Raw genomic sequence first — 26794 nt, 5'->3', positions numbered from 1 at the left:
CTGCGCGCCCTGGGTCTGCCCGCGACGCTGTGGTCCTACAGCCATGGCAGCTGGTACCGTATGCAGCCGGATGACGGGCCAGCCCCTATCCCGAGGTTCGCGCACTGCTGGGCTGAGCACCGGCAATCGCTACCGGCCGCCGACGATCGGTCCGGGCCAGGATCCAGCGATGGGCCGGTACTCTCCACCCAGCGCCAAGCGCACCAGCCGGCCGCGAGCGTCGCGGCGAAGCCGGCCGCCATCAGGACCGCCCGGCCGCCCGGACCAGGCCCGGTCAGGCGCAGCAGGCCGACCACGCCAGCCTCGACAAAGACCCAGCTCAGATAGATTCCGAAGGACGCCTCGCCGAGTCGGAGCAGCAGGTCCGGCCGCGCCGGGACCGGCTTGCCCAGCCCCGCCTGCCAGATGCGCAGCAATGCGCCGGCCAAGCCTAGGACCGTCAGCGAGTCCTCCTGCAGCCAAAGGCCGAGAGGCAGGCCGGCCAGAGCCAGCCAGGGCAGCATTGGCGGCAGCCGGTCCTCCGTCGCCAGCCGTCCCAGGCCCAGGCCAAGGACAAACTCTAGGCCAAAGCGAAGCAGCCCGTAGGTAAGCGTATAATTCAGCCCGCCAATCGGGCCGAACAGGCTCAGCCATGCGAGGCCAGCCAGGCCCAGCAACGGAACGATCGGCAGCAGCGCCCGAGGCATCCGCAGCAGCGCGGCCAACACCAACGGGAAGACCAGGTAACCAGCCCACTCGACCGAGAGCGCCCAGGACGGGTAGTTCCAACTGAAACGGTCGGTCGTCTCCCAGCCATGCACCAGGAAAAGCTGCAGGACGAAGTCACGCGCGCTAAACCGCTCCGGAGCTCGGATCGTCACGCCAAGCGCCGTGGCAAGCCCGACCAGCAGCGCCAGCGTGAGCAGCGCCACAGCATGCAGCGGCCAAATCTTCGCCACCCTGCGCAGCAGGAAACGCCACGTCCCCGCGGCAGCCGCGCGGCGGCCGAGTGCCGTAGCCGAGCCAAAGCGCGAAGCCCGATAGCAGGAAGAAGCCGTCGACGCCCAGATAGCCGCGCCACAGCACTGGGCCGAGCCAGGTCCAGGTGTCGGTCACGTGCAGCGGCAGGTTGAGGTGATACAGGATCACCCAGCCGATCAGGAAGAAGCGGAGCCGCGTGAGGCCCGCATGCCGCTGCCCCGAACCTGTCGCCTGCATCACTTCGCGGCCCCTCACCTGACACAACCCTGATTTGTCCTGTCCCCTGCCCGCATGGGACAACACCGTTGCATGAACATCGCCCTCTCGCCCGCGACGCAGCGCCTCATCGCCCTGCTCGGCGCCGCCTTTATCCTGATCGGCGCCGTGGCGATGCCGGAGCGCATGCTCCAGCTTGTCCCGCTGATGGTGCTAGTGCTCGCGGCGCTGGCCTTCTACCAATTTCCGCGTGCGCTCGTGCTGGTGCTGATACTCTGCTGCGGCCTCGGACTCGATATCCAGACGCAGATGGCGGCAGGCATCGGCGGCTCGCTCGGCGCCGCGGCAGTGAAGACGGTGCCCTTCGCGCTCGCCGGCGCGCTGCTCCTGCGCTATGGACCGGCCAGCGACATTAACTGGCCCTTCCTTACCTTCATCGCCATCGCGGGGCTCAGCATCGCCATCCTGCCCATGGGGCGGATCGCCACGAATGCCGACATGGTCCGCAGCTTCATCGGCTCGACCGCACCGTTCGCGCTGGCTTCGCGCTGGCACCACGGCGGGTCTGGACGATGGTGATCCGTGGCGCCGCATTGGTGCCGATCATCAGCGCGGTGGGCGCCGTGCTGACCACGGTCGCGGGCATCTGGCCCTTGTTTGACATCGGTGGCCGGTTCCAGGGGCTGCACACGCCGCCCTTCCTTGGCGGCTTCTGCGTCACTGCCATCTTCGCCGCGACGCTGGAATACCTGCGTGGCTTCAAGCTGCAATGGCTGATCATCGGCGGGCTCGACCTCGCGATCCTGCTGCTCACTCAGGCGCGGGCGCCGTTGATCGCGGTGGCGGTCTTCCTCGGCATCATCTTCCTCTTCTCCAACCGCCAGATCTTCCCGCTGCAGCGCAAGGTGGACTTGGCGATGGGTGGGATGATCCCAGGGGTGCTCGCGCTCGGCCCCGCCATCTACTTCGCCTTCGACCGCATTGCCGGAATGTCGGACAACATGTCGGGCCGCGACATCATCTGGCCCTACTTCATTGAGGCAATCGAAGCGCGCCCGCTGTTCGGCTTCGGCCTCGGCGCGGGCAAGCTTATCGTTAATCCTGAGGACCCGACCATCCGCCTGCTCGGCAGCAATGCCGCGCACAATGAATACCTTCGGCTATCGGTCGATGCCGGCATCATCGGCTGTGCAGCGATCTTCCTGTCGATCATTCTCTGGGTCTGGAGCGGCGCGAAAAGGCGCCACCGGCAGACCGGCTGGTGCTGCGGGCCGGCCTGCTCGCGGCACTGCTGCACAGCGGCTTCGACAATACGCTGATCGCCAGCACCGCGCTGATGCAGTTCAGCTTCTTCTACGCCGCCATGGCGCGCGCCAAGATCGACGCGCGGGAGATGGTGCCGCAGCGGTCTCGGCACGGCCGGCGGGATGCCGGGCCGGAGGAAGGCGCGATGTCCGCCGCCCTCGCCCGTCAGGCCCGCGGCCTCGGCTGAATGCCGGATACGACGCCGGTGGCCGCAGCCACCCTGCCGGCACGCCCGAAGCGGGAACGCCGGCTCGACCTCGATCGGGCCAAGGGCTACGCGATCCTGCTCGTGGTCGCCGGCCACTTGGTAGCGAATACCCCGCCGGAGGGCAGTGGCTGGTACGAGCCATTTCGCTACGCGCTGTACCGCTTCCACATGCCTTTCTTCCTGTATCTCAGCGGCACCGTCGCGGTCCTTAGCGGCGTGCTGCTGGCGCCCCCGCCAGCTGGCCGCGCCAGATGCTCCGGCGGGCGCAGCGTCTGCTGCTCCTTCTTCGGTATCGGCCTGCTGATCCTCGGCGCCAAATGGGTGGCGATGCAGGCGCTGGTTGTCGACAACCCGCCCGACGGGCTATGGGGCGGGTTGTTCGACCTCCTGTGGGACACATCGCACAGCCCGGCGACCTCTGTCTGGTACCTGCTGGTGCTTTTCCTCTGCACCCTGGCGGCGATGGTGCTGCTCCGGGCCGGAATCGGCACGACGGGGCTGGTGCTGCTGGGGTTGGCGTTGCTGATCCTCGACGTGCCGCCGGTCGCCTATTTGGACCGCTTCGCCCGCTTCTTCTTGTTCTTCGCCGCCGGCGCCTGGGTGGCCGAACGGCAGGACCGGCTGCTGCCGCTGATGGACCGGCGGCAGGGCGTGTGGTGGCTGCTGTTCGGCCTGGCACTGCTCGCCTCGATGTCGGTTTGGGTTGATGTGCCCTGGTACATCAACGACCGCTGGTCGCTGGTGCTCTGCGGCCTCCTTTGCATCCCCGCCCTGCACGGGCTGATCCGCCGACCGCCGCTGTCGCGGCCGAATTGGCCGGTGACGCTCGGGCGCTATGCAATGGTGATCTACCTGTTCAACACCTTGGCAATCGGTGCGGCCAAGGCGGGGCTGATCAGGTTCGGTGTTGGCTATACGGCAGCGAATTTCCCACTGCACTTGGCCATCGCCATGCTGTCAGGGGTGGCCCTGCCGCTGCTCCTCAAGCATTTGGTGCTGCGCCGGATCCCTATGCTGGACCGGCTTACCGACTGACGGATCAGCGGCGGTCGTCGAACCCTTCGGGTGGTTCGAATGCCAGTCCCAGGCGGTCCGGACGATGTCGTCGAGCGCACCATAACGCGGGGTCCAGCCGGTCTCCTCGCGCAGCTTGGCCGAGGAGGCGACAAGCACTGCTGGATCACCCGGCCGCCGCGGCCCGAGCGTATGCGGCACCGGACGGCCGCCGATCCGCTCCACCGCATCGATGACTTGGCGTACAGAATAACCGGTGCCGTTGCCTATATTGTAACGGCAACTCGCCTGGATCAGCCGCTCCAGCACCCGGATATGCGCATCCGCCAGGTCCAGCACATGGACATAGTCACGGATACAGGTTCCATCGGGCGTCGGATAGTCGGTGCCGAAGACGGTCAAGGGCGGCCGGGTGCCGAGCGCCGCGCAGATCGCGAGCGGCACCAGATGCGTCTCCGGGTCATGGTCCTCGCCGATGACGCCGCTCGGGTCGGCGCCGGCGGCATTGAAGTAGCGCAGGCTGGCACTGCGTAGGCCATGCACCTGGTCGGCCCAGGCCAGGCCGCGCTCCACCATCAGCTTGTGCTCGCCATAGGCGGAGACCGGGGCGACCTCCGCCTCCTCGTCGATCGGGATGCGCTTCGGGAAGCCGAACAGCGCCGCGGTCGATGAGAGGACGAACTTCAGACAGCCGGCCTTCACCGCGGCATCCGCCACGATCAGGCTGTTCGACAGGTTCTCGGTGCAGTAGCGCAGCGGATCGCGCATGCTTTCCCCGACCAGGGACAGCGCGGCGAAATGGAACACGGCCTCGAACTTCCAGGCGGCGAAGACCTCCGCCATCCGGCGGCGGTCGCCGACCTCTGCCTGGACCAGTTCCACACCGCCAGGCACCGCTGCCCGATGCCCCTGCCGGAGATCGTCGACCACGACGACCTCCGCACCACGCTGCACCAGGGTTCGGACGAGATGGCTGCCGACATAACCGGCCCCGCCAGTGACGAGGAAACGCCGTCCGTCCATTAGAGCCCCTATTCCCTGAAATAACCCCCGTAGCGCGGATGATACACTTCGGCATCCGCATAGCCGGACCGGCCATGCACCTTGGCATCAACCTGCGTGAGGGCCGCGCCCACGACCCGTGCATGCGCTTCCTCGAGCAGCCCGAGGGAGTTGCGCACCACCGAGCGCGGGGTATCGCGCCAGCGGACACAAAGCAAGGTTGCATCCGCAAGCCGCGCCACAACTCGCGCATCGGCCATGGCCAGGGCCGGGGGCGCATCCAATACGATAAGGTCATAGTCACGCCTGACGCGATCCAGCAGCCCGGCCATCGCTTCGGACATGAAGAGGCCGAGCGAATGGATCTCGGCCGCGCCGGCCGGGATGTAGTCGAGGCTGGACAGGTGATCGCGGCGGATGATCCGCTCCAGCACCGCCTGACCGAGCAGAAGGTCGGTCACGCCTGGCGCACCCTCACAACGGAACACCCGGCCCAGCGAGGGCTGCCGGACGTCGCAGTCGATCAGCAGCACGCGTTCGCCGTTCATCGCCGCCGAGCGTGCGAGCGCGACCGAGGTGGTGGTCTTGCCCTCGCCTGGTCGCGCCGCGGTGATGACGACGACGCGCGGCGGTTCGGACCCGAGCCAGAGCGCGGCGCGCAGCGTCCGCATGCTCTCAGCGAAGGGGCTCAGCGGCTTGCGGACGACATAGTCCTCGACCCGGTGGCGGCCCAGCAGGCCGCGCCGCAGCATCGGCACCAGTGCCAGGCAGGGCAGCCCGAGCCCGGCGCGGATCTCCTCGCCGGACCGCAGGGTGCTGTCCGATTGTTCGAGGAACCAGATCACCAGCAAGCCGAACACAACGCCCAGCACCGTCGCCGCGATGACCATCAGCAGGGTCTTAGGAAAGCTCGGCGAGCCGGGCATTGTCGCGGGCGACAGGATGCGCGCGTCCGGCTTTTCGATCGCAGTCTCGCGAAACGGTCTGCTGCGAGCGTTCGAGCACGGCGCGCAGCAGGGTGCGGCTCGCCTCCGCCTCGCGCTCCAGCGCCGCCACCTGAATCTCGGCGGTCTGGCTCTGGTTCACCCGGGCTTCCTGCGAACGCAAGGCGTCCTCCAGGCTGCGGACCCGGGCGCGTGCCTCGCGCACGGCGGCATCGAGCGCCTGCACCACACGGCCTGTCTCGGCGCCGACTGCGCGGTCGATATCCTGCAGGCGCGACCGCGCCGCGCGGACATCCGGGTGGTTGGAGCCAAGCGTCGCCGAGAGCCGCTCCAGATCCGCCCGCGCCGTGTCGCGCATCGCGCGCTGCTGCACCAGGTTCGACGCGCCGAGCGCCGTCATGTCGGCACCGCCACCGCCGCTCCGCGCCGCGGCAAGCCGTGCCTCGGCCATCGCCAGAGTGTTGCGCGACTCGACCAGATCATTGTTGATCTTGCTCACCTGCTCGGTCGACAGCGCCGCGCTCACGCCGCGGGTGAGGCCGGAGGTGGTGCGCAGCTCGGCGATCCGCGCCTCGGTCTGGCCCAGCTCCTGCCGGAGCTGGCCGACCCGGCCATCGAGCCAGTCATTTGCGCGCCGCACCGCGTTGAACTTGGCCTCGAGCTGGTCGGAAATGTAAAGCTCGGAGGCGAGGTTCGCCGCCTCCATCGCCAAGCGCGGATTTTCCGAGGTGAAGCTGACGGTGAGCACGCGCGAGTTGCGCACCACCGCGACCTGGAGACGGTCGCGTACTGCTTCGGCCGCCGCGATCTCGGCGCGCTCCTCCGGCGGGCGCGCTGCCGGCGGCTCAGGCGCCACCAGTTCGGCAAGGCTCGGCGAGATGCTGTTCAGCCGGCGCGCGAGCGCTGCATTCCAGCGGTAGATCGGGCTTTCCACCCGCTTCGCCTCGCCTGCCCACCAGAAAAACTCGTCATTGTTCGTCAGGTCGAACTGCCGGACGATCCGCCGCGCTACCGAGAGGCTGCGAATCACCTCTACCTGGCTGGCGAGGACCGCATCCGTCGTCGTCTCGTCGCGCAGGATGCTCTGCAACTCGCGCGCCGCGTAATCCGTCGGCTCGAACATCACCGTCGCACTGGCAGTGTAGCGCGGCGTTAGCTGCTTCGCCGCGACCCAGGCGGCGATCGGGAACAGCAAGGCGCACAGGATCAATACCCAACGCCGCCGGCGCAGGGCCGCGATCAGCGCGGTGACCGTCATGCCCTCGGGCTCGATCGGTGCCGCGACGGGGACGGGGTGCGTAGTGTCGGCCGCTTGTCGGCGGGTGGCCTGGACTCAACCGGTCTGTCAAGCATGAGGGTTGCGTCTTCCCTTTGCGCCAGCGCTGTACAGGCGAGTGGCAATACGCGTCGGCTACTCAAGGGGTCAATCAACGGGCTGGCGAACATCGTGGTGCGGCGCAAACAACGGCGTGATGAACCACCTGCGCAAGGAAACGCGAATGTGCTCCCGGCTTGCGCTCTGGCACAGAGGCCGCGTGGGAAGATTGCGCGATACCGGTGCATGCGGCGTCGATGCCGCGCGGTCTCGCGAGAGCTGGGAAGGAAAGCCTTACGATGATTGGACGCCGCCTGTTGTGGACGCTCCCCGTGTTCGCGGTCGCCGCCTGCAGCGGGCCTGGGGGCAGCCTGCCGCCCTTGCCCGACGCGACGGCTGCCGCCTATCGTCTCGGCCCTGACGATCAAGTGCGCGTGACCGTATTCAATGATCCGCGACTCACGGGAGATTTCCGGGTCTCCGACGCCGGCACGATCGCGCTGCCGCTGGTCGGCGCCGTGCAGGCCGCTGGCCGCACCACCGGTGAAGTCGAGCGGGCGATTGAGCAGGAGATGAAGTCGAAGAGCCTGTTCCGCGACCCGAGCGTGGCCGTGCAGGTCACCGGCTACCGGCCGATCTTCGTGCTCGGCATGGCGGAACGGCCGGGGCAGTTCCCCTACCAGCCCGGCATGACCACGCTCACCGCCGTAGCCGTCGCCGGCGGATTCAACTATCGTGCCATCCGTGATTATGTCTCGGTTACGCGAATTGGCCCGGAAGGCCGCCCGGTAGAGTATCGCGCAGGGCGTGAAGCGCTGGTGCAGCCAGGCGACGTGATCACCATCTTCGAGCGGCGCTTCTGATCCGCGCGGCCGCCCTTGCGCTGCTCCTGGCGCTTGCCCCGGATGGCGGCGCCAGGGCGGAAGGGGCGACCTGGGCCGCGGTGGCGACACCCAGCGCCGGTCCGCCGCGGATCATCGGCCAGACCGGCCTCGGCTGCATCGCCGGGGCCATGGCCCTGCCGCCGGACGGGCCGGGCTGGCAGGCAGTGCGGCTGTCCCGCAACCGCAACTGGGGCCATCCAGTGCTGGTCGGGACATTGCGCGAGTTCGCCACGCAGGCCAAGGCGCAAGGCTTCCCGATCCTTTGGATCGGCGATCTTGGTCAGCCGCGCGGCGGGCCGATGCCCTATGGCCATTCCAGCCATCAGGTCGGGCTTGATGCCGATATCTGGCTGGAACTCCGCCAAAGCCGCCGCTGACGGTGGCGGCGCGGGAAGATATCGCCGTCCCCTCCCTGGTCCTGCCGGACGAGAGCGGCATCGACCCGGCGCGCTGGACCTCCCGCCATGCCGCGCTGATACGGCTCGCGGCGGAGCTTGCCGGGTGTAGACCGAATCTTCGTCAACCATGCCATCAAGCGGCAGCTATGCCGCAGCGAGGCGGGCGCCACCTGGCTGCGGCGAGTCCGTCCCTGGCGCGGCCATGACAGCCACATGCATATCCGCCTGCGCTGCCCGGCCGACCAAGCCGATTGCCGAGATCAGGCTCCGCCGCCGGCCGGTGATGGCTGTGACGCCTCGCTCGACTGGTGGCTGACACCGGAAGCTCGCCAGCCAGCTGCGCGTGCGCCCGGTCCGGCTCCGCGCCTACCGGCGGATTGCCAAGCGGTTCTGGAATCCCGCTGACCAGGCGCCGCATCGAAGGACGATGTGCGAGGCCGTCCGACCGCAACGCCGGATCCGGGCTTCGCGCGGCGGGCCGGCCTCAACTTTTCAGAAAGGGACAGCCCCCATCGGCAATAGGCCGGAACGCCTGGTCGGCCGGCGTGGTGGCGACCAGCCTTAGCAGGTCCCATTCGCTTTTGCTTTCGGCGGGCTGCTTCGCTTCCATGAGGTAGGTCGGGTGGATCTTTCGGCCATCCTCACGCACCAGACCGGGGCCATGCACGTCGTCATCGGTCGGCAGGCGCTTCATCGCCTGCACCACGTCGAGCCCAGAGGCCTTGGCCCGGGCGACGCCTACCGCTTCCACTGCCTTCAGGTAATGCAGCGCGCAGGAATAGGCTTGGCCTTGCACGCTGGTAACCATGCGGTTGCCGATCATCTTGCCCTTCAGGCGCTCGGCAACGCGCGCGGCTGCGGTCGTTCATGTCCCAATAGTAGCTCTCGGTCAGGGTCAGGCCCTGCGCCGTCGGCAGGCCCATCGCATAGACGTCGCTGAGGAAGCCGATCATTGCCGCGACCCGGATTTTCCGGCCCGCGAGGCCGAATTCCTGGCCCTGCTTGACGCAATTGATCATGTCCGTCCCGGCATTGCAGAGCGCGATGACGTCCGGCCTGAGCGAGGCCGCGGTGACCAGGAAGGAGGAAAAGTCGGTGGTCTGCGGGAAGGGATAGACGCTGCTGCCAACCACCTGTCCGCCGGCCGCCTGGACCACCCGCGTCACCTCCCGCTGCACCGAATGGCCGAAGGCATAGTCGGCAGTGATGCAGTACCAGCGCTTCGCCCCGGCCTTCGACAGCGCGCCCGCCGTGCTTTGCGCATTGGCCCATGCATCGGTGGTCCAGTGCACCATGTTGGGCCCGCAGCCGGGACCGGTGAGGTCGGAGGAGGCGCCGCCGCTGTTCAGGTGGACCTTGTTCTTCTCCTGGGCCAGCTTGGTGACAGCCAGGGCGATGGCGCTGTTGTTGACCTCGAGGATGGCGTCGACCCCCTGGTCGTACCACTGGCGGGCGATGTTGACGCCGACATCGGCCTTGTTCTGGTGGTCGGCCTGCAGGATCTCGACCGCGATGCCGCGCGCCGCGGCGCCGAAATCCTGCACTGCCTGCCGGGCGGTGACGACGCAATCTGGGCCGCTGATGTCGCGGTAGGGACCGGACATGTCGCTCAGCACGCCGATGCGGATGGTCTGTGCGGCACCGCTTCCCTGGGCGCGCGCGCCGCCGATGCCTGATGCCGTCGCCATGGCCGCGCCCAGCGCCGCCCGCCTCGTGATCTGCATGTGGACCCTTCCCCGTACCGCCTTGGCGCGGCATCGGCGGGAAGCCTAGGCGAAACTTCGGGCGGGAGGAAACCGCTTCGCTGGCGTCAGGTCTGGCGGTCCGGCAGTTGCAGGATCACGCCGTCACTGGCCGGCAGCTGGCAGCTCAGCCGGCTGTTCGGCCGCCGCTCCGCCGCGGTGCCGTCCAGCAGGGCATCCTCGTCCGGCGTCGGCGGCGGCAGCGCACCGGCCGGGTCCTCGACCACATAGACATGGCAGGTGGCGCAGATGCAGTTGCCGCCGCACTCGGCCAGGATCTCCTCCAGCCCCTCCGCCGTCGCCGCCTACATCGCGCTGCTGCCGGCATCGGCCTCGATCACCCGGCGGCGGCCATCGGGCTGGACGAAGGTGATGCTGGGCATGGCAGGTCCTCGGGCGGCGTGCAGGGTCAGCGGTAGGCTGGCCAGGCCGCGCAGCGTGTTGTTGTAGCGCCGTACCGGGGCGCCGGCGATCTCGATGGCCCGCAATCGCTGGGCGAGCGCCGCCAGCAGCACCTCCCCCTCCAGCCGCGCCAGGAGCTGGCCGACGCACATACGGATTCCGGCGCCGAAGCCGAGATGGCCGGCGGTGCGGCGGGCGATGTCCTAGTCGTCCGGCCTATCCCACCGGCGCGGGTCGCGGTTGGCGACGGCGAGGAACATCAGCACCTACTCCCCTCTCCCAGCGGCACGCCGCCAAGTTCCACCGGCCCCGCCGTGGCGCGGAAGCAGGTCTGCACCGGGCTCTCGAAGCGGATCGCCTCCTCGAAGGCGGCGCGGGCCAGGAACGGGTCGGCATGCAGCTTTGCGCATTCGTCGGGAAAGCGGGCGAGGCATCAAAGGGCGGCGCCGATTCCATTGATGGTGGTGTCGAACCCGGCGGAGAACAGCGACCGCACCAACACCGGCACCTCCTCCGGCGTCAGCCCCCGGTATCGGCGGCGGCATGGATCGCGGCGCCGAAGCTGCCGGGCGCCAAATCTTTTTCGCCGGCATTGCTCCATGACCCAGGCGAGGTGCGGGGCGGCGCCGGCCAGCGCCTGACGGCGGAGTTCGTTGTCCGGCCCGAAGGCGTTGAAAGTCGACGGCGCATTGACACCTGTATCGGCGGGCTGCTTGCGTTCGGGAAAACCGGAGGAAAGCGGCCGATGGCAGACCAGCTCGCCTGGCAGGAAAGCCTGCATCCAATCGCCGGGGTGCAACTGCGCCTGCGCCGCGCTGGCAAGGGCCCGCCGCTGCTGGTCCTGCACCATGATACCGGCACGCTGGACCAGTTGCCCGCCTATGCCGCGCTGGCCCGACATTTCGAGCTGCTGCTGGCGGAGCATCCGGGCTATGGCCAGTCCGAGCGGCCGGTCTGGATGCGCTCGGTCCGCGACTTGGCGGTCGTCTATCGCTGGCTGCTGGCGGAGCTTGGCCTCTCGCGTGCCGCGCTGCTGGGCCTTGGCTTCGGCGGCTGGATCGCCGCCGAGATGGCGAGCATGGCGCCCGAGGACCCGGCGCAGGTGATGCTGGTCGGGCCGATGGGGATCAAGCCGCCGGAGGGTGACATCCTCGACCAGGCGCTGGTCAGCCATATCGATTATGCCCGTGCCGGCTTCCACGATCCGGCCGCCTTCGAGGCACTGTATGGCGCCGAGCCGAGCACCGACCAGCTGGTCGAATGGGACCTCTGCCGGGAGATGAATTTCCGCATTGCCTGGAAGCCCTACATGCACAGCCTGACCCTGCAGCATCTGCTGGGCGGCGTACGCTCGCCCACGCTGATCGCCTGGGGCGCCGAGGACCAAGTGGTGCCGTCAAGCGCCGCGGAACGCTGGCGGCAGGCCATGCCGAAGGCGCGGATCGAGATGATCGCGGGCTGCGGCCATTGCGTCGAGATGGAGAAGCCGGCGGAGCTCGTCCGCCTCGTCACCACCTTCGCCCAGCGCGGCTGACAGGGAGACGTACCATGCACATCATGTACTTCACCGAGCAGCCTATGTCCGCCTATCCCGCGGACAAGGGCCTCGAGTTCGGCGCCACCGCGCTGATGTTCCCGAACACCCATTTCGATCCGGTGGCCGGCTCGCGCCTCTACAACGAGTTCATCGAGCAATACAAGCTGGCCGAGGCCGTCGGCTTCGACGGCATCATGCTGAACGAGCACCACAACGCGCCCTTCTGCATGCAGGCCAAGGCCAATGTCTTCGCCAGCATCCTGGCCGCGATTACCGAGCGGGTGAAGATCGTCATCCTCGGCAATCCGCTGCCCCTATCGGAGAACCCCGTCCGCATCGCCGAAGAGCTCGCGATGATCGACATGATCTCGAAAGGTCGCCTGGTGTCAGGATTCGTCCGCGGCGGCGGGCAGGAGCAATTGGCGACGGGCGTGAACCCCGCCTACAACCGCGAGCGCTTCGAGGAGGCGCACGACCTCATCGTCAAGACCTGGACCCAGCCCGGCCCCTTCCGCTTCGAAGGCAACCACTACCACAACCGCGTGGTGAACCCGTGGGCCGTGCCGCTGCAGAAGCCGCATCCGCGCATCTGGATTCCTGGCGTCATCAGCAAGGAGACGGTGATCTGGGCGGCGCAGCACCGCTACCCCTACATCGCGCTGAACACGACGGTCGAGCAGACCAACAATATCTGGAAACTCTACGACAGCGTCGCCGAGGACGTCGGCTTCAAGAGCGGCCCGGAATACCACGGCTACCTGAAGCAGGTGCATGTCGCCGCGACCGACGAGAAGGCGATCGAGAATGCCCGGCAGTTCACCTGGATGCAGGGGAGTTCACCGGCCTCGCCCATCCCGTTTGGTCCACGCCCTCCGGCTATTCCTCGCCCGAGAACCGTCGCGGCTTCGTCGAATTCTCGACCGGCCGCGGCACCAGCCCGCGCCGTCGGCCGACCTTCGAAGAGCAGATCCGGAACAACATGATCATCGCCGGCAAGCCGGAGACGGTCATCGCCAAGCTGCGCCAGGTGATGGAGCAGACAAGGCCGGGCATCATGTCGCTCTGGGCCAATGACGGCGCGGTCAGCCAGGCGGACAGCCTGACCTGCATCCGCCTGCTGGGCCAGGAGGTGCTGCCGGCGCTGCGGGAGACGGCGAAGGCGCTCGACCTCAACAGCCCCTTCGAGGCGGAGACGCCGGTCAGCCTGCAGTTCAGCACCGACCTGCGGCCCCGGGTGGCGGCCGCCGAGTAGCGCTGTCGCTGGCGGCTATCCCTCCGCCTCCGCGTAGGGATTGCTGGTGCCGCGCAGGTTCAGCCGGACCGGCACGCCCGGCATGTCGAAGGCCTCGCGGAATCCGTTTACCAGATAGCGCCGATAGTCCTCCGGCAGCTGCTCCGCCCGCGTGCCGAAGACCGCGATGGTCGGCGGCCGGGCCTTCGGCATGGTGGCGTAGCGCAGCTTGATCCGGCGGCCTTCGGCCAGCGGCGGCGGATGCTTGGCGATCATCGCCTCGAACCAGCGGTTCAATTCGCCGGTCGGGATGCGGCGGTTCCACAGTGCATAGGCCTGCCGCACCGCGGGCATCAGCTTGTCGACGCCCCGCCCGGTCTGGGCCGAGAGTGCGACCACCGTAATCCCGCGCAGCTGCGCCAGGCTGGCCATCAGCACGTCGTCCAGTTTGCGGCGGGTAGCCACCCGGTCCTCGACCGCGTCCCACTTATTGAAGGCGAGGACGATGCCGCGGCCCTCGCGTTCGGCCAGGCGGGCCAGGCGCAGGTCCTGCTCGTCCATCCCCAGCAAGGCGTCCACCACCAGGATCGCCACCTCGCATTCCTTCAGCGCGGCAATCGAGGCGGCGGTCGACATCTTCTCGAGCGCCTTTTCGATCCGCGCCTTTTTGCGAAGGCCGGCGGTGTCGACCAGCCGGACCTTGCCCCCCGTGGGGTCGGTCCATTCGACGGCCACGGAATCCCGCGTGAGTCCGGGCTCCGGCCCGGTGATCATCCGCTCCTCGCCCAGCAGGGCGTTCAGCAGGGTCGACTTGCCGGCATTCGGCCGGCCGATGATGGCCAGGCGCAGCGGCCGGTTCGGGTCCTCCCGCTCGTCCGCTTCCGCCTCCTCGGGCAGGTGCTCGCGGATCGCGTCGTGAAGTTCGCCGATGCCGTCGCCATGCTCGGCGGAGACCGCGGTGGATCGCCGAGGCCGAGCTCATAGGCCTCCATCGCGGCATAGCCGCCCTGGCGTCCCTCGGTCTTGTTCGCCACCAGCACGACCGGGACGGTCTGCCGCCGCAACCATTCGCCGAAGGCGCGGTCGGAGGGGTGAGCCCTGCCCTGGCATCGACCACGAAGACCACCAGGTCGCTCTCGCGCACCGCGGCCTCGGAACTGGCGCGCATGCGGCCCTGGATGGTCTCGGGCGGCGCTTCCTCGAGCCCAGCAGTGTCAAGGATGCGAACATCCCGGCCGCCGATGCGGGTCTCGGCTTCCTTGCGGTCGCGGGTGACGCCCGGCTGGTCGTCGACGATGGCGATCTTCCGCCCGACGAGCCGGTTGAACAGAGTGGACTTGCCGACATTCGGCCTGCCGATGACGGCGATGGTGGGGAGCATGCGCCCCCGATAGCCGAAAGCGGCGGCCAGGGCCAATGGAACCCTGGCCAATGGAACCCGGGGTGGAGGCGGTCAGGCCCCTGGCGAGCCGCCCCGCATCGCCACCACGTCACCATCATCGGTCAGCAGATAGAGCACCCCGCCCGCCAGCGCCGGCGCCAGGGTCGTGCTGGCCGGCAGCTTCGTCTCACCGGCCTTCTCGCCGGTCAGCGGATCGACCTCGACCATCCGGCCGATGCTGTTGGCGACCAGCAGGCGGCCGCCGGCCAGCATCGGCGGCCCCCAGATGTACGGGTCGCGGCGCTTTTCCGGATCTCTGGTAGCGGCCCAGCGGGGTGATCCAGCGGACCCGGCCGTCCTCCCGGCCGAGACAGGCCAGGTCGCCACTGGTGGTCACCAGAAAGATCCAGTCGCCAACCGCCCATGGCGTCTCGCCCACCGCGACGTCACGTTCCCAGAGTCGCCGGCCGGAGCGAAGGTCGATGGCGATCGCCAGGCCGCCCAGCCCGGCGGCGATGACCCGGTTGCGGTCGATGACCGGCATGGCGGTGATGGCGGCGATATCCGCCAAGCCGCCGCCGCGGGCGGAGGAGAGCGTCTCGCTCCAGATCAGCCGGCCATCCTGGGTCCGCAGCGCTGCCAGTTCGCCGGAGGCGAAGCCGGCCACCACCGTCTCGCCCTCGACCGCCGGTGCAGGCAGGCCGAGCACCATGGTGGTGGTCGGCTGGCCGCGATAGGTCCATTGCCGCGCCCCATCGGTGGTGGACAGCGACAGCAGGTGGTTTTCCGTGGTGAGCACGAAGATCCGCCCGCCGGCCACGGTCGGCGCCCCGCGCGCCGGGGCCGGCAGCGGCGCCCGCCAGCCGAGATTGCCGGTCGCCGCATCGAGGGTCATGACCTCCGCCAAGCCTGTCACGACGTAGACAATCCCGGCATCGAAGGCCAGGCCGGCGCCGAGCGCGCCGTCGCGCTCCTTCTTCGGCCGGGTGTCGAAGGACCAGCGCTCCCGCCCGGTCGCGGCGTCGAGCGCGGTGACTTGGCCATAGGCATCGGCGGCGAAGACCAGCCCGGCGGCCACTAGCGGCGGCGAGACCAGGCGGCGACGGTAGCCGGCGCCGGTGCCGACCGACGTACTCCAGGCCTGTCGAAGCCCGGTGCCGAGCGCCGGATGGCCGATCGCATGGCTCGGCACGCCGCCCGCCTGCGGCCATTCGGCAAGCGCGGTCACGGGCGGCAGGGTCACCGTCCGGGTCTCGTTCGGGTCGACGTCGAGCGCGCGGTCGGCGGTCAGGACCGGCTTGCGGTCGCCCTTGAGCGGGACCTTCCGCTCGCCAAACCAGTTGTCGAAGGTATCGGTGATCGACTCGCAGCCGGACAGCAGGCCGGCCCCGCCCAGCAGGGCGGCCCTTCGGGTGAAGCGCCGCATGGAATCTCCTCGCATCAGCCGCCCAGGCCCGCCAGCAGCCGCCCGGCCCGGTCCCGCACGCCCTGCGGCGCCAGCGAATCGGTCGAGAGCGCCGTCAGGATCTGCTTCGCGGCATCGGTGTCGTTGCGCTTCATCGCCACCAGCGCCCGGACTTCCTCGGCCGAGGCCCGCCACGGCCCCTGCAGGAGCGGCGCCAGCCGGGCCTCGACCGCCGACGGATCGCCGGCATCGACCGAGTGCAGGGCCCAGAGCAGGTTCGCCAGGTCGCGGTAGAGCGGGTCGGTGGCGCTGTCCCGGGCGATAGCGTCCCAGTCAGCCAGGGCGCCGGCGGCATCGCCGGCCTCGGCCTTCAGCGCCGCGGCGCGCAGCCGGGCCAGGGTTCGGTAGCCGCCCGGCGCCTCGGCAGCCACGGCCTCGTAGCGGCCGGCGACGGATTTGAGGTCGGCATTCGGCTCGGTCGCGGCGCGGCCGGCGGCCAGGTAGGACTCCGCTGCCTTGCCGGCCCCCTGCGCCTCGTACCAGTGCCAGCCCTGCAGGCCCGCGACGCCGGCAACGACCAGCAGGGCGGCGCCGGCCAGCAACCCGCCATAGCGCGTGAGCAGGCGCTTCATCCGCTCGGCGCGGAGGTCCTCCTCGACCTCGTCGAAGATATCGGGCACGCGGTGATCCTTGCGGCGGAGCCGCGCTGCATGGGGATGGCAAAGTCGTGCCGCAAAGCGGCAGCAAGGCTGCGCTGCATAGCAGCCCCTTGGCGGGGCGTTAAGCCCGCAGCGCTAGGACGGGCGGATGCCGCCTCGCCGCCTCCCCCGCCGCATGCCACTGGTTGGCCTTTGCCTCTTGCTGGCGGGATGCGATTCCTCGGTGACGGGCGGGCTCGCCGCGGCCAATCTCGGCAGCGTGATGGTGATCGGGCGCAGCCTGCCGGATGCTGCGGTTTCGGCGATCTCCGGGCGGGATTGCTCCATCGTGCGGCTCGACCAGGGGCAAGCCTATTGCCGGCTGCCGGAGCCGCCACCGCTGCCGCCGCCCTATTGCACTCGCTCGATCGGCCGGGTGGATTGCTGGCGCGCGCCGCCCTTGCCCTGCCGCTACCTGTCGGCATCGCCGATGGCCGCGCGATCCTCAGCGCCGAGCAAGAGACACACCGGACGCGACGCTGGCCCGGGTTGTGGTGAGGCCGCCTGCCGCCGGATCGGCGCCGCATTGCAGCATGTTTTCCGGTTTGCGCCGCTGCGCCTTTCGGGCAAGGCTTGTCGTCAACAAAAAACATGGGGGACCATCCGATGACGTCACGCAGGGGATTCCTGGGCGCCGCCGCCGCAACCGGTGTTGCGTTCTGCAGCTGCGGGCTGCTTGACAGGGCGCATGCCGCAGGCGCCGCCAAGCGCCAAGCCGTTGCGGTCAACGGCAAGAAGGTCAAGACCATCGACGTGCACGCGCATTGCGTGTTCCTCGACGTCCTGCCGCTGATCGACAATAACCGCTCGATCCTGGTCAATACCGTGCGCGGCGGGACCGAGGCGCCGATCGACGTCGCCACCCGCTTCGCCGCCATGGACGCCCAGAAGGTGGACATGGAAGTCCTCTCCGTGAATCCCTTCTGGTACGGGCGCGACCGCGACGTCGCCGCGCAGATCGTCAAGATCAACAACACCAAGATGGCTGAGCTCTGCGCCGCGCATCCGGATCGCTTCGCCGGCTTCTGCTCGCTGACCCTGCAGGACCCGCAGCTGGCGGTGCAGGAGCTCGAGACGGCGATGAAGCAGCAAGGGCTCAAGGGCGCGGCGGTCGGCACGAATTTCGGCGGTGTGCCCTTCTCCGACCCGCGCTTCCACCCGATCTGGGCGAAGGCCGAGGAGTTGGGCGCCCCGCTGTTCTTCCACCCGCAGGGGGTGCCGGAGCTCAACAAGCAGCTCGCCGGCAATGGCTGGCTCACCAATGCGGTGGCTTATCCGACTGAGACCACCATCACCCTCTCGAAGCTGATCTTCGAGGGGACGCTCGACAAGTTCCCCAACCTGAAGATCATAGCCGCGCATGGCGGCGGCTGGCTGCCGCACTATGCCGACCGGCAGGACCATGCCTGCCTGGTCAATCCCGGCGGCTGCGACCCGAACGTCACGCTGAAGAAGAAGCCGTCCGACTACCTGAAGCAGATGTATTTCGACAGCCTGGTCTTCACCCCGGAAGCCCTGCGCCACCTGACCGCGGTGGTCGGCGCCGGCCAGGTCATCCTGGGCAGCGACTACCCATATCCCTGGGAGCTGAACCCGGTCGACCACATCTTCGCAACCAAGACGCTGAGCGACGAGCAGAAGCTCGATATCCTCGGCCGCACGGCGGCGAAGGTGCTGAAGATCAAGGTGTGATCCGGCCAGGCCGGGTGATCGCGCCGGCCCGGCGTTGACCCCGGCGCTGGCGACGCCACGTCTGTCGGGTGAACCGACATCCCCATCATGCGGGTGGGCCGGGCTGATGGCCTATCCCGCCCTCACCGCCACGACGTCTCCGGGCGCGGCACTTGCCCGCCCGCTCAAACGGGCGATCGCCGGCCGGATCGTCTCCCTCTTCAACGACCAGGCCCGTGGCGAACGGCCGGTGGCGCGCCGCCCGGACGGGCTGTTCGGCCCGAACGCGGTCGCCTGGCGGGTGCATGGCGACGTCGCCTCCATGATGGTCGGCGGCATCGCCGGGTTGATGCTGCAGATGCTCTATCCGGCGGTGCTGGCCGGGGTCTGGGACCATTCGCGCTTCCGCGACGACCTGGCCGGCCGGCTGCGCCGCACCGCCCGCTTCATCGCCCTGACCACCTATGGCAGCCGCGAGGAGGCCACGGCGGTGATCGAGCGGGTGCGCCGCATCCACGGCCATGTCCGCGGCACCCTGCCGGACGGCACGCCCTATGCTGCCAACGACCCCGAACTGCTGGCCTGGGTGCACGTGACCGAGGCGACCACCTTCCTCGAGGCCTGGATCCGCTATGCCGAGCCGGACATGCCAGGGCCTGACCGCGACCGCTACTTCGCCGAGATGGCGGTGGTGGGCGCGGCGCTCGGCGCCGACCCGCTGCCGCGCAGCCGGGCGGAGGCACGGGCAATCCTGCGCGCCATGCGGCCGAAGCTGCAGGTGGACGACCGCACCCGGGAGGTCGCCCGCATCCTGCTGACCCGCCGGGCGGAAACCAGCTGGCAGGAGCCGTTGCAGCAACTCACCCAGCAGGCCGGGCTCGACCTGCTGCCGGACTGGGCACGGCGGATGCACGGGCTGCCGCCGCCGCCGGCACGGCCGCTGCTGCGGGCCGGAACGCTCGGCGTGGCGCGGACGATCCGCTGGGCCTTCAGCTGAGCGGCGCGCAGGCCGCCCGCAGCCAGGCCGCCGTCGCCGAATCGCAATGCGGCCCGACCTCGGCCAGCACCCAGGTCTGATAGGCATCCACCCAGGCCCGCTCGGCCGGGGTCAGCAGCCCAGTGTCGATCAGCGTGCGATCGTAGGGCGCAAGGGTCAGCGTCTCGAATTCTAGGAAGGGCTTCACCTGGTCCGGGCGTGACTCGGCCTCTCGCACAAGCAGCAGGTTCTCGATCCGGATGCCGTATTGCCCGGGCAGGTAGTAGCCTGGTTCGTCTGAAAGGATCATGCCCGGCGCCAAGGGCACCGGCTTGGCCGCCCGGCTGAAGGCCGCCGGTCCCTCATGCACGGACAGGAAGCTGCCGACGCCATGGCCGGTGCCGTGGTCGTAGTCGAGCCCGGCCTCCCACAGCGCGCGCCGGGCGAAGGCGTCCAGATGTGGCCCGGCGACTCCTTCGGGAAACGTAGCGTCGCCAGCGCGAGATGCCCCTGCAGTACCCGGGTGTAGCGCTCCCGCAGCGTTGCCGGCGCCGGGCTGGGCCCGGTCCATAAGGTGCGGGTGACATCGGTGGTGCCGTCGAGAAACTGCCCGCCGCTGTCGATCAGGTAGCATTCATCAGGCCGGATCGGCCGATCGCTCGCCGCCGTGGCGCGGTAATGGATGACCGCGCCGTGTTCCCCGGCGCCGCTGATCGCCGGGAAGCTTTCGGCTTGAAACAGCGGCGCCTCCCGCCGGAAGGCCAGCAGCCGTTCGGCAACGCTCATCTCGGTCTGCCCGCCCGCGGGCGCGGCAGCGGCGAACCAGGCGAGGAAGCGGGCCAGCGCCACCGCGTCGCGCCGATGCGCGGCCCGCGCCCCTCCTGTTCGACCGGGTTCTTGCAGGCGCGCGGCAGGCGGACCGGGTCATCGCCGGCGGCGACCTTCGCGCCGGAGGCGCGCAGGGTTTCGGCGAACCAAGCTGGCGTCGCCTCCGGGTCCACCCGCACCGTCTTGCTGGCCAAGGCCCGCAACGCCGCCGGCAATGCCTCGCGCGGTCGCACCGTGACCTGGTTGCCGAGATGCGCGCGCGTCTCCGCCGGGACCTTGCCAGGAGCCATGAAGAGCTCGGCCGAGGCATCGGCGCGCAGCACACCGAAGCCGAGGGCGAGCGGCGTATGCGCCAGGTCGCCGCCGCGGATGTTGAACAACCAGGCGAGCGAGTGGCTGTCGGCCAGGATGGCGGCGTCCTCCCCCGCCTCGCGCAGCGCCTTGGCCGCAGCCGCGCGCTTCTCGGCCGCCGCGGCGCCGGCATAGTCGAGCGGATGCGGCACCGCCGCTGCCATCGGTGGGGCGGGGCGGTCAGCCCAAACCGCGTCGAGCGGGTTGGCCGGTAACGGGACCAGGGTGACCCCCGCCGGCTCCAGCCGCTTCAGCGCGGCTTCCGGGTGAAGCCAGGGATCGTAGCCAATGCGGCGGCCGGCCGCGTGCTCCTTCAGCCAGTCCACCGCCGGCTGTTCGGTGATGTGCCGCAACTCCCAGAGCGACGGGTCGAGCTGCTGCTGGGCCTGTGTGGTGTAGCGACCATCGGTGAAGAGCGCGGCGCGATCGTCCAGTACCACGGCCAGGCCGGCACTGCCGGTAAAGCCGCTCAGCCAAGCCAAACGCTCACCGGAGGGTGGGACATATTCGCCGAGATGCTCGTCGGCGCGGGGAATCAGGAAGCCCTCCACGCCGGCCCGGCGGAGTGCGGCGCGCAGCACGGCGAGGCGTTCGGCGGGCGTCATCGGGGGCTCCTTCCTGGATGCCAGAGTCTCGCCGGATTCGGTGACCGACGAAAGGTCAACAGAGATAAACCAAAAATGCACGCATCCACAGATGAACATGATTTAGATGCATAGCTCCGCTGCCGCTTTCGCGCGCGTTCCGCTGCGCCCCCGTACCTATGTTGCGCATGCGAAGGCGGCGAGAGGCCGCCCCCGGCGCCGGGCCTCCCCGGCAGGATTTCTTCAGGATTCAAACGAATGGACGCCCGTCTCATCCAGGCGGAATCTGCCTACCTTCTCCCCTTGCCCTCCTCGCCCGAACGCGAGCGCGCCGTGGCTGAGCGGATCGCGGCCGGCGAGGCCTACCAGACCAGCCTGCTGCGCGGGGTGACGCATCTGCTCGCTCGGATCGGCGACGCGCTGTTCGGCTGGATCGAGCGTGCCCGTCTAAGGGCCGAGCTGGCCTCGCTCACCGACCGCGAACTGGCCGATATCGGCCTGACCCGCGGCGATTTCGACCGCGTGCTCGGCGAGCCCAAGGCGGCTGCGCCGCAGGCCCGCCGCCCAGCGCGTATCGGAGCGCAGCAGCCAGCCTGAGGCCAGGCGGGGCCGGCCACCAAGCCAGCCCCCTCTCCTGCAGCCCGCCGCCGAGACATCACGGCGAAGCATGGCGGGTCGGCGCCAAGCGCGCTTGTTGCCCAGGCGGCGCTCCCGTCTCATGCCGGGATGCGCCCCGCCATCTGGACCACCGTCGCCGCCGCCGCCGCGTCCATCAGCCTGGCGCTGGGGATGCGGCAGACCTTCGGCCTCTTCCTCCTGCCGCTCTCGGCCGAGGCGGGCATATCCCCTGCCGTGCTCGGCACTGCGGTCGCCATCCACAACCTGGTCTGGGGCCTGTCGCAGCCAGTGACGGGCGCGCTTGCCGACCGCCATGGCGCCGGGAAGGTGATGGCGACGGGCGCGCTGCTGCTGGCGCTCGGCGTCGGCCTGCCGGCGCTCTGGACATCGGCCCCAGCCATTCTGATCGGCATCGGGCTGCTCACCGGCATGGGTGTCTCCTGCTGCGGCACCGGCGCGGCGCTGGCCGCGGTCGGCCGCGCGGTCCCGCCGGAACGCCGGGGCGAGATGATCGGCCTGGCCTCGGCCGGCGGCTCGCTCGGCCAGGCGGCGATGGTGCCGCTGGCGCAGAGCCTGATCGGCGGGGTCGGCGCCATTGCCACCCTCGGCATCCTGGGGCTGAGCCTGCTGGTGATCCTGCCGATCTCGCGCGCGATCGAATGGCAGGCGCCCAGGCGCGTTCCGGGCCACCAGGCGACCGGCCTGGCCGGCCTGCCCGACCTTGCACGGAAGGCCCTGGCCGACCGCGACTTTGCGCTGCTGACCGCAGGTTTCTTCGCTTGCGGCTTTCAGCTCGCCTTCCTGACCATGCACCTGCCGAGCCACCTGACCATCTGCGGCTTGCCGGCCGGGCTAGGGGCGATGGCGCTGATGACGGTCGGGCTGTTCAACATCCCCGGCAGCTGGCTCTGCGGCCGGGTCAGCAATTCATGCAGCCGGAGCGCGCGCTGGCGATCATCTATGCCGTGCGGACGGTGGCGATCGCCTGCTTCGCCTTTGCCACGCCGAGCTATGCCGGCACGATCGTCTTCGCCGCGGTGATGGGCTTCGTCTGGCTGGGCACCATCCCGCTGACCAGCGCGGCGATCTCGCAGCGTTTCGGCGTGGTGGACCTCGGCGCGCTCTATGGAGTCTGCTTCCTCAGCCACCAGGTCGGCGGCTTTCTCGGCGCCGCGGCCGGGGCGGTGTTGCTGGAGACGGCCGGCAGCTACCAGGCCTTCTGGCCGGTGATGATCGTGGTCGGGATTGCGGCCAGCGTGATGAACTGGATGGTGCGGGCGCCGCGGGTCGCGGTGGCCTAGCGTCCTGCCCTCGAAGTTCGTCGCCACTGCCGGCGAACGGAGCGGACCAGCAGGCCACTGACAACAAAGCCTCGTGGCGCAACCCGAAGGGCGCCGCCACTGGCGACGAACTTCGGAAATGGGACACTAGGCGCGCCGAAGGACCAGCGTGCTCCAGGGCCCGACATCGATCCGCCGTTCCAGCCAGAGCCCCTGCCGCCGATGCGCCGCCAGCACCATGCGGACCTGGGTGCCAAGCAGCCCTGCCAGGATCGCGGTGCCCCGCGGCGTCAGATGCGCCGCGAGGTCATGCGCCATGGAACAGAGCGGCCGCGCCAGGATATTGGCGAAGACGAGGTCGTAGCGCCCGGCCTTCACCACCCGGTGCCGCCAGCCATCCGCCAACCGCGCTGCGACGAAGCGCTGGACGCCGTTCAACACGGCATTCTCGGCGGCGACGCGGACCGACCATGGCTCGATATCCGTCGCCAGCACCGGCCGGTGCAGCCGCTTCGCCGCGGCCAGCGCCAGGATGGCCGAGCCGGTACCGAGGTCCAGCACCCGCCGCGGCTTGCGGTGTGCGATGGCGTCGAAGGCCATCAGGCAGCCCTGGGTAGAGGCATGCTCGCCGCTGCCGAAGGCCAGTCCGGCGTCGAGCCGCAGCACGGTGCGGCCATGGACCAACGGATTCGGAACATGGGTCGGCCGGATGAGGAAGCGGCCGATCGGGAATCCCGAGAAGCTTTCGATGGTGCGGGCTAGCCAGCCATCAGCCTCGATCGGGCCGACCTCCAGCGCCGGCAACTCGATCCCGCCAACCGCGGCCGCCAGTGCCAGTGCGCCGGCCAGCTGGTCGTCCCCCCAGCCCGCCTCGCGCACGCCCTCGACCCGCCAGGTGTCGGTCGGCTCGTCGCGGAAGTAGGCGACGGTGACGCAGACCGTCTGCAGTGCTGCCTCGAAGCCCGGCACGGCTTCCTCGGGCAGGCCCTCGATCGCCAGCAGTTCCAGAGGCTCCGTGCGGCGTCGGGAAAGCGGCGTCGGCCATTCATGCCCCCCGCTCGCCGGCCCGTCCTGCGCGTCACGGTCTTCGGCGCGGCGGTCGTCGGACGGCTGCATCAGGCACGCTCCAGAAAGCTGTCCATCACCCGCTTGGGGTCGGACTTCTCGAAATCCACGTCAACCCGGTTGTCGTCGACGGCGGTGACCGTGCCATAGCCGAATTTCTTGTGGAAAACTCGGTCGCCGACCTGCAGCGGCTCGGCATGTGCCGGCCGCGCCTGCACCTCCCAGGCGCCGGCCTCGATGGTGCGGGGCTTGCGGGCCATCAGCCCACCCGCACCGGTGAAGACGGAGGGCATGTCCACCACGCGGTTGCGCGCCATGCCGGTGCTGCCCTCGCGCTGGATATGCTCGGCCGGTAACTCGTCGAGGAAGCGGGAGGGAATCGAGCTCGACCAGTTTCCGTAGATCCGGCGATTGGCGGCGGCGCTGACGATGGCCTGCTTGCGGGCGCGGGTCAGGCCGACATAGGCGAGGCGGCGCTCCTCCTCGAGCCCTTTCTCCCCGCCCTCCTCCATCGCCCGGCTGTGCGGGAAGAGGCCCTCCTCCCAGCCCGGCAGGAAGACCATGTCGAATTCCAAGCCCTTGGCGGCATGCAGCGTCATCAGGGACAGCCGGTCGCCCTGGGCGTTCTCGTCGGTCTCCATCACCAGGGCGACGTGTTCCAGGAAGCCGGCCAGGGTCTCGAACTCGCCGAGGGCGCGGATGAACTCCTTCAGGTTGTCGAGCCGGCCGGGCGCCTCGGGCGACTTGTCCTGCTTCCACATGTCGGTGTAGCCGCTCTCGTCGAGCAGCGTTGCGGCGACCACCACATGGCCCTCGCGCGCCAGGCCCTCGCGCCAGCGGGCGAAGCCGTGCAGCAGCTCGGAAAGCGCCATCCTGGCCTTCCCGGTCATGCCGCCGCCCTGGACCAGCTTGGCCGCGGCCATGGTCAGCGGGATGCGCTCGGCCCGGGCGATCTCGTGCATCTTCCGCAGCGCGGTGTCGCCGAGCCCGCGCTTCGGCGTATTGACGATGCGCTCGAAGGCGAGGTCGTCGGCCGGCTGGGCCAGCACGCGCAAGTACGCCATGGCGTCGCGGATCTCGGCCCGCTCGTAGAATTTCAGCCCGCCGACCACCTTGTAGGGCACGCCGAGGGTGATCAGCCTTTCTTCGAAGGCGCGGGTCTGGAAGCCGGCACGGACCAGGATGGCGATCTCGGCCAGCGGATGGCCGCTGCGCTGCGCCGCCCTCGATCCGCTCGCCGACCATGCGGGCCTCCTCCTCGGAGTCCCAGAGCGAGACCACGCGCACCTTGTCGCCATCGGCGTCGTTGCGCCCGGTCCGCAGCGTCTTGCCGAGCCGGCCGCTGTTATGGGCGATCAGCCCGCTCGCAGCGCCGAGGATCGGCTTGGTCGAGCGATAGTTGCTTTCCAGCCGCACCACCCGGGCGTTCGGGAAATCCTTCTCGAAGCGCAGGATGTTCTCGATCTCGGCGCCGCGCCAGGAATAGATCGACTGGTCGTCGTCACCGACGCAGCAGATGTTCTTGTGGCCCTGGGCCAAGAGCCGCAGCCAGAGATACTGCACCAGGTTGGTGTCCTGGTACTCGTCCACCAGGATGTAGCGGAAGCGGCGGTGCCAGTCGGCCAGCACCTCCGGATGGCCGCGCAGGATCTCCACCATGTGCAGCATCAGGTCGCCGAAATCGGCGCAGTTGAGGTCGCGCAGCCGGGACTGGTAGGCGGCGTAGAGCGCCCGCGCCCGGCCGCCGGCATAGTCGGTGTCCTCGGCCGGCGTCACCCGGTCCGGCGCGATGCCGCGGTCCTTCCAGCGCTGCACCTGCGCCATCAGCCCCTGCGCCGGCCAGCGCTTCAGGTCGATGCCCGCGGCGTCCATCACCTGCTTCAGCAGCCGCATCTGGTCGTCGGTGTCGAGGATGGTGAAGCCGCTGGTCAACCCGACCAGCTCGGCATGCCGCCGCAACATCCGGGCGCAGAGCGCGTGGAAGGTACCGAGCCAGAGCCCCTCCGCCGGCCGGCCGAGGATCGCCGAGACGCGCTCCCGCATCTCCCGCGCCGCCTTGTTGGTGAAGGTGACCGAGAGCACCTGACCCGGGAAGGCGCGCTGGGTCATCAGCAGGTGGGCAAAGCGGGTGGTCAGCACCCGGGTCTTGCCAGTGCCGGCGCCGGCCAGGACCAGCAGCGGGCCGTCGAGCGTCTCGACCGCCTCGCGCTGCTCGGCATTCAGCCGGGCCAGGTAGTCCGGCGCCGCCGCCATGCCGCCGCTCATCGGCAGGCCCCGACCGAGCCGGCGGCGCAGAGCCGCGTCCCATCGGTCCAGCGCGCGCCCTCCAACTGAGCATGCAGCAGGTCGGCGCCCTCGAGCCGCGCGGCGGTGAGGTCGGCGCCGCGCAGGTCGGCGCGGAAGAAGCGGATACGGCGGAGATCCGCCCCGACCAGCCGGGCCCCAGACAGGTTGGCGCGCGTCATGTCGGCCCGCAGCAGCTTCGCCTCGGTCAGGTCGGCACCGCGCAGGTCGGCCGCCACGAAGCGGACGCTGTAGCCGACCACGCCGCGCAGCGTCGCGCCGCGCAAGTCGCTGTTCGACAGCGAGGCGTCGCGCAGCACCGCCCCGGTCAGGTCGGCCTTCCGGAGGTCGCGCGCCTCCAGCAGGCAGCGTCGCCAGTCGATGCCGGGCTGCGCCTGCGCAGCGCATTGCGCCGCCTTGGCCGGCGCGAGGTGCAGGAGCAGCAGGGGGAGGAGCAGGAATGGTGTGCGCACACCGGCCGATATAGAACGGGAAG

At 69.5% G+C, this 26794-nt stretch carries 28 protein-coding genes and 5 pseudogenes; 15 read left to right on the top strand and 18 right to left on the bottom strand.

Translation table 11 applies throughout. The features are described from left to right. Positions 1-35: 35 nt before the first annotated feature. Positions 36-938 (bottom strand): acyltransferase family protein, encoded by a 903-nt coding sequence (locus ACQ86J_RS33975; RefSeq protein ID WP_431268974.1) that lies wholly within the window; start codon positions 936-938, stop codon positions 36-38. After that, a complete protein-coding gene (locus tag ACQ86J_RS33970) occupies positions 832-1200 on the bottom strand; it encodes a hypothetical protein (protein WP_431272771.1) in 369 nt (122 codons plus the stop codon). The genes ACQ86J_RS33975 and ACQ86J_RS33970 overlap by 107 nt, the downstream gene beginning before the upstream one ends. 69 nt (positions 1201-1269) lie before the next feature. Between ACQ86J_RS33970 and ACQ86J_RS33965 the strand changes: the two genes are divergently transcribed. From ACQ86J_RS33965 to ACQ86J_RS33950, 4 genes are read left to right on the top strand one after another with little or no spacing between them, the layout of a single operon-like run. Further along, positions 1270-1755: a hypothetical protein gene (locus ACQ86J_RS33965; protein ID WP_431268973.1), complete on the top strand. Its 486-nt coding sequence runs from the start codon at positions 1270-1272 to the stop codon at positions 1753-1755. Further along, the gene (locus tag ACQ86J_RS33960) at positions 1749-2495 is read left to right on the top strand and encodes an O-antigen ligase family protein (RefSeq protein WP_431268972.1); all 747 of its coding nucleotides are present in this window, start codon (positions 1749-1751) and stop codon (positions 2493-2495) included. Before ACQ86J_RS33965 ends, ACQ86J_RS33960 begins: the two co-directional genes overlap by 7 nt. Continuing rightward, the gene (locus tag ACQ86J_RS33955) at positions 2438-2668 is read left to right on the top strand and encodes a hypothetical protein (protein ID WP_431268971.1); all 231 of its coding nucleotides are present in this window, start codon (positions 2438-2440) and stop codon (positions 2666-2668) included. The genes ACQ86J_RS33960 and ACQ86J_RS33955 overlap by 58 nt, the downstream gene beginning before the upstream one ends. Positions 2669-2686: 18 nt before the next feature. Then, entirely contained in the window at positions 2687-3724 is a 1038-nt protein-coding gene (locus ACQ86J_RS33950; RefSeq protein ID WP_431268970.1) for an acyltransferase family protein, read from the top strand. Here the strand turns inward: ACQ86J_RS33950 and galE are convergent. Genes galE through ACQ86J_RS33935 form a run of 3 tightly spaced genes read right to left on the bottom strand, consistent with a single transcriptional unit; the run spans position 3647 to position 6907 of the window. Continuing rightward, entirely contained in the window at positions 3647-4726 is a 1080-nt protein-coding gene (gene galE, locus ACQ86J_RS33945) for a UDP-glucose 4-epimerase GalE (RefSeq protein WP_431268969.1), read from the bottom strand. The two genes, ACQ86J_RS33950 and galE, sit on opposite strands and share 78 nt — an antisense overlap. 8 nt (positions 4727-4734) lie before the next feature. Continuing rightward, the gene (locus ACQ86J_RS33940) at positions 4735-5595 is read right to left on the bottom strand and encodes a polysaccharide biosynthesis tyrosine autokinase (protein WP_431268968.1); all 861 of its coding nucleotides are present in this window, start codon (positions 5593-5595) and stop codon (positions 4735-4737) included. Positions 5596-5605: 10 nt separating this feature from the next. Beyond that, positions 5606-6907 carry a GumC family protein gene (locus tag ACQ86J_RS33935; RefSeq protein WP_431268967.1) on the bottom strand — a complete coding sequence of 434 codons (1302 nt, stop codon included), beginning with the start codon at positions 6905-6907 and terminating at the stop codon, positions 5606-5608. Between the two features lie 356 nt (positions 6908-7263). Here ACQ86J_RS33935 and ACQ86J_RS33930 point away from each other — a divergent pair, with 356 nt between their 5' ends. Continuing rightward, the gene (locus ACQ86J_RS33930) at positions 7264-7827 is read left to right on the top strand and encodes a polysaccharide biosynthesis/export family protein (protein ID WP_431268966.1); all 564 of its coding nucleotides are present in this window, start codon (positions 7264-7266) and stop codon (positions 7825-7827) included. Positions 7828-7976: 149 nt separating this feature from the next. After that, positions 7977-8651: pseudogene (locus ACQ86J_RS33925) on the top strand (penicillin-insensitive murein endopeptidase). 79 nt (positions 8652-8730) lie between these two features. Here the strand turns inward: ACQ86J_RS33925 and ACQ86J_RS33920 are convergent. From ACQ86J_RS33920 to ACQ86J_RS33900, 5 genes and pseudogenes are all read right to left on the bottom strand, one after another. Continuing rightward, on the bottom strand, positions 8731-9054 hold the full coding sequence (locus ACQ86J_RS33920) for an ABC transporter substrate-binding protein (protein ID WP_431268965.1): 324 nt from the start codon (positions 9052-9054) through the stop codon (positions 8731-8733). A gap of 115 nt (positions 9055-9169) precedes the next feature. Further along, positions 9170-9850 (bottom strand): annotated as a pseudogene (locus ACQ86J_RS33915) (ABC transporter substrate-binding protein); the annotation flags it as partial. A 206-nt stretch (positions 9851-10056) separates the two neighbouring features. Then, on the bottom strand, positions 10057-10239 hold the full coding sequence (locus tag ACQ86J_RS33910) for a 2Fe-2S iron-sulfur cluster-binding protein (RefSeq protein WP_431272631.1): 183 nt from the start codon (positions 10237-10239) through the stop codon (positions 10057-10059). Between the two features lie 54 nt (positions 10240-10293). After that, positions 10294-10542: a hypothetical protein gene (locus ACQ86J_RS33905; protein ID WP_431268964.1), complete on the bottom strand. Its 249-nt coding sequence runs from the start codon at positions 10540-10542 to the stop codon at positions 10294-10296. Positions 10543-10823: 281 nt separating this feature from the next. Further along, positions 10824-11291 carry a hypothetical protein gene (locus tag ACQ86J_RS33900; protein ID WP_431268963.1) on the bottom strand — a complete coding sequence of 156 codons (468 nt, stop codon included), beginning with the start codon at positions 11289-11291 and terminating at the stop codon, positions 10824-10826. On the opposite strand from ACQ86J_RS33900, the gene ACQ86J_RS33895 reads away from it, so the two are divergent. From ACQ86J_RS33895 to ACQ86J_RS33885, 3 genes are read left to right on the top strand one after another with little or no spacing between them, the layout of a single operon-like run. Further along, a complete protein-coding gene (locus tag ACQ86J_RS33895; protein ID WP_431268962.1) occupies positions 11262-11924 on the top strand; it encodes an alpha/beta fold hydrolase in 663 nt (220 codons plus the stop codon). The two genes, ACQ86J_RS33900 and ACQ86J_RS33895, sit on opposite strands and share 30 nt — an antisense overlap. Before the next feature lie 14 nt (positions 11925-11938). Then, the gene (locus tag ACQ86J_RS33890; protein ID WP_431268961.1) at positions 11939-12910 is read left to right on the top strand and encodes an LLM class flavin-dependent oxidoreductase; all 972 of its coding nucleotides are present in this window, start codon (positions 11939-11941) and stop codon (positions 12908-12910) included. Beyond that, positions 12907-13179: a hypothetical protein gene (locus ACQ86J_RS33885; protein ID WP_431268960.1), complete on the top strand. Its 273-nt coding sequence runs from the start codon at positions 12907-12909 to the stop codon at positions 13177-13179. The genes ACQ86J_RS33890 and ACQ86J_RS33885 overlap by 4 nt, the downstream gene beginning before the upstream one ends. A 15-nt stretch (positions 13180-13194) precedes the next feature. On the opposite strand, the pseudogene der reads toward ACQ86J_RS33885, so the two are convergent. The 4 genes and pseudogenes from der to ACQ86J_RS33865 form a co-directional block, all read right to left on the bottom strand. Next, positions 13195-14539 (bottom strand): annotated as a pseudogene (gene der / locus ACQ86J_RS33880) (ribosome biogenesis GTPase Der). A gap of 72 nt (positions 14540-14611) precedes the next feature. Further along, positions 14612-14827 (bottom strand): hypothetical protein, encoded by a 216-nt coding sequence (locus tag ACQ86J_RS33875; protein WP_431272630.1) that lies wholly within the window; start codon positions 14825-14827, stop codon positions 14612-14614. Further along, positions 14727-15965, bottom strand: coding sequence for a PQQ-binding-like beta-propeller repeat protein (locus ACQ86J_RS33870; RefSeq protein WP_431268959.1), 1239 nt, complete (start codon positions 15963-15965; stop codon positions 14727-14729). The genes ACQ86J_RS33875 and ACQ86J_RS33870 overlap by 101 nt, the downstream gene beginning before the upstream one ends. A 14-nt stretch (positions 15966-15979) precedes the next feature. Further along, entirely contained in the window at positions 15980-16624 is a 645-nt protein-coding gene (locus ACQ86J_RS33865) for a tetratricopeptide repeat protein (protein ID WP_431268958.1), read from the bottom strand. A 202-nt stretch (positions 16625-16826) separates the two neighbouring features. Between ACQ86J_RS33865 and ACQ86J_RS33860 the strand changes: the two genes are divergently transcribed. The 3 genes from ACQ86J_RS33860 to ACQ86J_RS33850 all read left to right on the top strand — a co-directional run bounded on the left by ACQ86J_RS33860 (position 16827) and on the right by ACQ86J_RS33850 (position 19310). Next, positions 16827-17252 (top strand): hypothetical protein, encoded by a 426-nt coding sequence (locus ACQ86J_RS33860; protein ID WP_431268957.1) that lies wholly within the window; start codon positions 16827-16829, stop codon positions 17250-17252. Further along, positions 17249-18334, top strand: coding sequence for an amidohydrolase family protein (locus ACQ86J_RS33855; RefSeq protein ID WP_431268956.1), 1086 nt, complete (start codon positions 17249-17251; stop codon positions 18332-18334). Before ACQ86J_RS33860 ends, ACQ86J_RS33855 begins: the two co-directional genes overlap by 4 nt. A gap of 106 nt (positions 18335-18440) precedes the next feature. Further along, entirely contained in the window at positions 18441-19310 is an 870-nt protein-coding gene (locus ACQ86J_RS33850; RefSeq protein ID WP_431268955.1) for an oxygenase MpaB family protein, read from the top strand. Here ACQ86J_RS33850 and ACQ86J_RS33845 read toward each other — a convergent pair. Continuing rightward, positions 19303-21073, bottom strand: a pseudogene (locus tag ACQ86J_RS33845) (aminopeptidase P family protein). The gene ACQ86J_RS33850 and the pseudogene ACQ86J_RS33845 sit on opposite strands and share 8 nt — an antisense overlap. Before the next feature lie 237 nt (positions 21074-21310). Here ACQ86J_RS33845 and ACQ86J_RS33840 point away from each other — a divergent pair. The 3 genes from ACQ86J_RS33840 to ACQ86J_RS33830 all read left to right on the top strand — a co-directional run bounded on the left by ACQ86J_RS33840 (position 21311) and on the right by ACQ86J_RS33830 (position 22971). Beyond that, positions 21311-21649 carry a DUF1127 domain-containing protein gene (locus ACQ86J_RS33840; RefSeq protein ID WP_431268954.1) on the top strand — a complete coding sequence of 113 codons (339 nt, stop codon included), beginning with the start codon at positions 21311-21313 and terminating at the stop codon, positions 21647-21649. A gap of 129 nt (positions 21650-21778) precedes the next feature. Further along, a complete protein-coding gene (locus tag ACQ86J_RS33835; protein WP_431268953.1) occupies positions 21779-22711 on the top strand; it encodes an MFS transporter in 933 nt (310 codons plus the stop codon). Next, on the top strand, positions 22645-22971 hold the full coding sequence (locus tag ACQ86J_RS33830; RefSeq protein WP_431268952.1) for a hypothetical protein: 327 nt from the start codon (positions 22645-22647) through the stop codon (positions 22969-22971). The genes ACQ86J_RS33835 and ACQ86J_RS33830 overlap by 67 nt, the downstream gene beginning before the upstream one ends. A gap of 126 nt (positions 22972-23097) precedes the next feature. Here ACQ86J_RS33830 and ACQ86J_RS33825 read toward each other — a convergent pair whose 3' ends face one another. The 3 genes and pseudogenes from ACQ86J_RS33825 to ACQ86J_RS33815 all read right to left on the bottom strand — a co-directional run bounded on the left by ACQ86J_RS33825 (position 23098) and on the right by ACQ86J_RS33815 (position 26771). After that, positions 23098-24066, bottom strand: coding sequence for a 50S ribosomal protein L11 methyltransferase (locus ACQ86J_RS33825; protein ID WP_431268951.1), 969 nt, complete (start codon positions 24064-24066; stop codon positions 23098-23100). Beyond that, a pseudogene (locus ACQ86J_RS33820) lies at positions 24066-26280 on the bottom strand (ATP-dependent helicase). The gene ACQ86J_RS33825 and the pseudogene ACQ86J_RS33820 overlap by 1 nt, the downstream one beginning before the upstream one ends. After that, positions 26277-26771: a pentapeptide repeat-containing protein gene (locus ACQ86J_RS33815; RefSeq protein WP_431268950.1), complete on the bottom strand. Its 495-nt coding sequence runs from the start codon at positions 26769-26771 to the stop codon at positions 26277-26279. Before ACQ86J_RS33815 ends, ACQ86J_RS33820 begins: the two are co-directional and overlap by 4 nt. Positions 26772-26794: the final 23 nt, after the last annotated feature.

It is taken from the genome of Dankookia sp. P2 (genome assembly GCF_050632255.1).
GTDB lineage: Bacteria > Pseudomonadota > Alphaproteobacteria > Acetobacterales > Acetobacteraceae > Paracraurococcus.
Note: the sequence above shows the minus strand (reverse complement) of the source record. Positions and strands in the feature narration are given on the sequence as shown.